Source organism: Streptomyces spongiae (assembly GCF_009377185.1).
Lineage (GTDB): Bacteria > Actinomycetota > Actinomycetes > Streptomycetales > Streptomycetaceae > Streptomyces > Streptomyces spongiae.
In genome coordinates, this window is record NZ_VJZC01000774.1 from 1 (window position 1) to 3,963 (window position 3,963).

The window sequence follows — 3,963 nt, forward strand, 5'->3', positions numbered from 1 at the left end:
CGCGTGGCGTGTGCCGCCCACCCCTCGTTCGTCCGGGAGGCCGGTCGGGGATCAGAGGGGAGTCAGGTGTCCGGGTGACGGAGGAGCCGGCCGACGGGACACCAGGGATGGCTCGGACGGTGCCTGTCCCGGCTCCAGGGCGAGCACCGCCGCCACCGGATGGTCGTCGTCCGGCGCGGGGAGGTCCGCCGGGTGCGGTTCGGGTGTCGCCCGGGACAACAGCACCACGCCCCAGGACGCCAGCGCCGCTCCCGCCAGGGCCAGCGGGACGCCCGCGAGGCCGGACCGCACCTGTTCGCCCAGCAGTGACAGGCCGATCACCGAGGCGGCGACCGGATTGGCCAGGGTCACCACGGCGAGCGGTGCGCCGAGGCCGCCCTTGTAGGCGGTCTGGGACAGCAGCAGTCCGCCGGTGGCGAAGGCCGCGACCAGCAGGGCGACCCCGATCACCTGGACGCTGAGCAGTGAGCCCGAGCGGTCCGTCGCGGCCACGGTCACGGTCTGCGTGAGCGCCGACGCCACGCCCGAGGCGAAGCCCGACGCGGACGCGTGCCGCAGCCCGGGCCGCGCGCCCGGCCGGGCCAGCATGCCGATCAGGGCGGCCGTCACTCCGGCGACCGCGAGGGCCTCCGGCACGCTCAATACGTCGTCGGGCGCGGGTCCGGAGGCGGCGACCAGGATCGCGGCGAGTCCGACGAGCGTGAACGCCGTGCCCCGCCACTCCACCGCGCTGACCCGCCGCCCCGCCACCCGCGCGCCCAGCGGCACGGCGGCCACCAGTGTGAGCGCGCCGAGCGGCTGCACCACGGTCAGCGGACCGTACTTGAGGGCCACGACGTGCAGCAGCGCGGCGGCTCCGTTGAGCAGGACGGAGCCCCACCAGGCGCCACTGGCCAGCAGCCGGCCCATGCCCGCGTCGCCGCTCCGGGACGCGAGCCGCTCCTGGGTGACGGCGGCCGAGGCGTAGGCGACGGCCGAGAACACGGAGAGGACGACGGCGACGAGGGTGGCGTTCATCGGCCCGCTCCGACCAGGACGGGCTCGTCGGCCTTGACGAGCTCCGGGGCGCGCCCGGCGGTGGTCGCCGTGCGGTGCGGCAGGTGGATCGCCGCGAGGGCGAGGCCGAGCAGTGCGGCGGCCCCGATCGCGTCGAGCCAGTAGTGGTTCGCCGTCCCGACGATCACCAGCAGGGTCACCAGCGGGTGCAGCAGCCACAGCCACCGCAGGCGGGACCGGGTGGCGGCGATCAGGCCGATCGCGACCATCAGTGCCCAGCCGAAGTGCAGCGACGGCATCGCCGCGAACTGGTTCGCCAGCGAGTCGGTCGCCGGGGTCGCCGCGTACACCGAGGGCCCGTACACCTGGGCGGTGTCGACGAGGCCCGTGCCGTCGAGCATGCGCGGCGGAGCCAGCGGGAACACCAGGTGCAGCAGCAGGGCGGCGGCGGTGACGGCCGCCAGCACCCGGCGGGCCCACACGTAGTGCGTCGGCCGTCGCAGATAGAGCCAGACCAGGAAGGCCGCGGTGGCCGGGAAGTGGACAACCGCGTAGTAGCTGTTCGCCAGCTGGGCGAGCCCGTCGCCGTGCAGGAGCACGGACTGCACGGTGGCCTCGTCGGGCAGGCGCAGGGCCCGCTCCCAGTCCCACACGCGGTGGGCGTTGCGGAGGGCCTCGCCGGTGTGGCCGTTCGCCAGCAGCCGGCCGAACTTGTAGACGAGGAAGAGCCCCACGACGAGCAGGAGCTCACGGACGAGGGGCGGCCGCGCGGCGCTGTCGGGCGCCGCCCGGCGCCGTATGGCCGCGTCGGACTCGGATGCTGCAGGCTCGGTTCGGGCTTTCATCCCCCGGCCCCTTTGCTGACGACGTACGGGATCACCGATACGCGAACGTACCGATACGGTGGTGTACCGATACGACACTGTACCGATACGAAGCCGTTTCGGTACAGTGGCGTATCGCTATACACTGTGTGAGACAGCCCACCGATCAAGACCGCGGATCACGGCCCCGAGTTGAGTGCCCCGAGTTGAGGGGCCGTGAAATGAGTGGCCCTGAGTGGAGAAGAGGGAGAGCCCATGACGTCGCAGGCGGCGGACGGACCGGAGACGGTCGCAGCCTCGCGCCGCTCCAAGATCACGCCCGAGCGTGAGCGGGAGTTCTTCGACGCCGTGCTCGACCAGATCCGCGACTGCGGTTACGACTCGGTGAGCATGGAGGGCGTGGCCGCGAGCACGCGGTGCAGCAAGTCCACGCTGTACCGGCAGTGGAAGACGAAGCCGCAGTTCGTGGCGGCCGCGCTGCGGGCCCGCGGCCGGCCACGGTTTTCCGACATCGACACCGGCTCGCTGGCCGGGGACCTGCGTGAGGTGGCGGCACGGGCCGGGGCCGACTGGTTCGGACGCGACGCCCAACTGCTCCATGGGCTCGCCCATGCCATCACGCAGGACGCGGACCTGCAGCAGGCGATGCGTGACGCGTTCGTCGAGCCCGAGGTCGCCGGCCTCCGGAAGATCCTCGACCGCGCGGTCGCCCGGGGTGAGATCGCCGCGGACAACCCCGCGAAGGAGTACGTGCCCGCGCAGATCCTCGGTGTGCTGCGGGCCCGCCCGCTTCTGGAGGGGCGGGACGCCGACGAGGCGTATCTGACCTGCTTCCTGGAGGCGGCCGTCCTCCCGGCGCTCGGGCTGGGCGACGGGCCGGCGGGCGGCACGACATTAGGACGCGGGCCGTCGTCCGAGCAGTGACCGGACGTCGGCCCGACCGCGCCGCACCGTGGGGACGGGGGCGGCGCGCACCCCGGCCGGGTGGGGTCCCTCTGGAGCGGAGGGGGACTCCATCCGGCTGAATCGATTTCTCGGGGTGGTCGCGCTCCGGCGCGGGGTGCGGAGGCTCTTTATTGGCAGGTCAGACGTTCTGTCCGTTGCCGCCGCCCGACATCTCCTTGATGCCCTTGGTGATGTCGTCGATGACGGACTGCTTGGGCGCTTTGGAGCCGACGTCGATGCCGAAGCGGATGACGACGAGCCGGTCGGGGTTGGCGGGGGCCGGGAACACGAGCGACTCCACGTAGCCGTCGGCACCCTTGCTCGTGACGGCCTTCCAGCGGACCATGTAGCCCTTTTCGCCGGCCACGGTCACCGCCTTGGAGGCCAGCTCGTCGTGCGAGGTGATCTTCCCGTACGTGGTCCCGCCGTACGACTCCTCGGCGTTCTTCTCGATGTCGGCCTTCGCGGCGGCCTCGGGCGTGGTGGCGTCCAGCCTCAGCGCCTCGGCGGGCGCCGAGTACGCGCCGCCGCGCGTGCAGGACTTCGAGGTGTCGCCGGGGCACTTGTAGGAGTCCTTGCTGGTGACCTGCACGCCCACCGAGAGCGACACGGCGGTCCAGTCGTCGGGTACCGGGATGCCGATGCCGTTGACCGGGTCGACGGCGTATCCGTCCACGATCTGCGGCTGTGCGGATTCGTCGGGCGCGGGGCTCTGGCCCTCCGAGCCGCCGGAACCTCCCGAGCCGCCGCCTGGTCCGCCCTGTCCGCCGTCGGGGCCGCCCTGGCCTCCGGGGCCGCCCTGGCCGTTCTGTCCGCCCGGGCCCTGGGAACTGGCCGCGGTTTCGTTCCCCCCGTCGTTGGTGAGGGCGTACACGCCCACGCCGATGCTCGCCAGGACGGCTGCGGCGACGGCGATGGCGATGCCCGTGCGCAGGCCGCGTCGGGGAGGCGCGGGTGGGTAGGCCGGGTACGGTCCCATGGCCGCCGGGTACGGCCCCGGCGGTGGCTGCGTGGGGGGACCCCATGTGGCGGCCGGTTCCGCGGGCCGGATCCGGTCCGTCCATGCCTTGCCGTCCCACCAGCGCTCGGTGGCGGGGCCGTCACTTGTGTGCCCGGGGTCGGGGTACCAGCCGGGGGGAGTCTCCTGGGTCATGGGGTCACGGTATGAGGTGAGCGTGAAAGATGGATGAGAGGGGGC

At 72.9% G+C, this 3,963-nt stretch carries 4 protein-coding genes; 1 reads left to right on the top strand and 3 read right to left on the bottom strand.

Features of this window, described 5'->3' with window-relative positions; all coding sequences use genetic code 11:
- Positions 1-51: 51 nt before the first annotated feature.
- Together FNH08_RS46480 and FNH08_RS46485 are read right to left on the bottom strand one after the other, a co-directional pair.
- Positions 52-1,017 (bottom strand): DMT family protein, encoded by a 966-nt coding sequence (locus tag FNH08_RS46480; RefSeq protein WP_152777805.1) that lies wholly within the window; start codon positions 1,015-1,017, stop codon positions 52-54.
- A complete protein-coding gene (locus FNH08_RS46485; protein ID WP_152777807.1) occupies positions 1,014-1,841 on the bottom strand; it encodes a phosphatase PAP2 family protein in 828 nt (275 codons plus the stop codon). The genes FNH08_RS46480 and FNH08_RS46485 overlap by 4 nt, the downstream gene beginning before the upstream one ends.
- Before the next feature lie 234 nt (positions 1,842-2,075).
- On the opposite strand from FNH08_RS46485, the gene FNH08_RS46490 reads away from it, so the two are divergent.
- The gene (locus FNH08_RS46490) at positions 2,076-2,744 is read left to right on the top strand and encodes a TetR/AcrR family transcriptional regulator (RefSeq protein WP_152777808.1); all 669 of its coding nucleotides are present in this window, start codon (positions 2,076-2,078) and stop codon (positions 2,742-2,744) included.
- A 160-nt stretch (positions 2,745-2,904) separates the two neighbouring features.
- On the opposite strand, the gene FNH08_RS46495 is transcribed toward FNH08_RS46490, so the two are convergent.
- Positions 2,905-3,918, bottom strand: coding sequence for a DUF2510 domain-containing protein (locus tag FNH08_RS46495; protein ID WP_152777810.1), 1,014 nt, complete (start codon positions 3,916-3,918; stop codon positions 2,905-2,907).
- Positions 3,919-3,963 lie beyond the last annotated feature (45 nt).

Bases quoted from the DNA above. Each gene is read 5' to 3' on its own strand.
- FNH08_RS46490 (WP_152777808.1), top strand. From the start codon at position 2,076: ATGACGTCGCAGGCGGCGGACGGACCGGAGACGGTCGCAGCCTCGCGC.
- FNH08_RS46495 (WP_152777810.1), bottom strand. From the start codon at position 3,918: ATGACCCAGGAGACTCCCCCCGGCTGGTACCCCGACCCCGGGCACACA.
- FNH08_RS46480 (WP_152777805.1), bottom strand. From the start codon at position 1,017: ATGAACGCCACCCTCGTCGCCGTCGTCCTCTCCGTGTTCTCGGCCGTC.
- FNH08_RS46485 (WP_152777807.1), bottom strand. From the start codon at position 1,841: ATGAAAGCCCGAACCGAGCCTGCAGCATCCGAGTCCGACGCGGCCATA.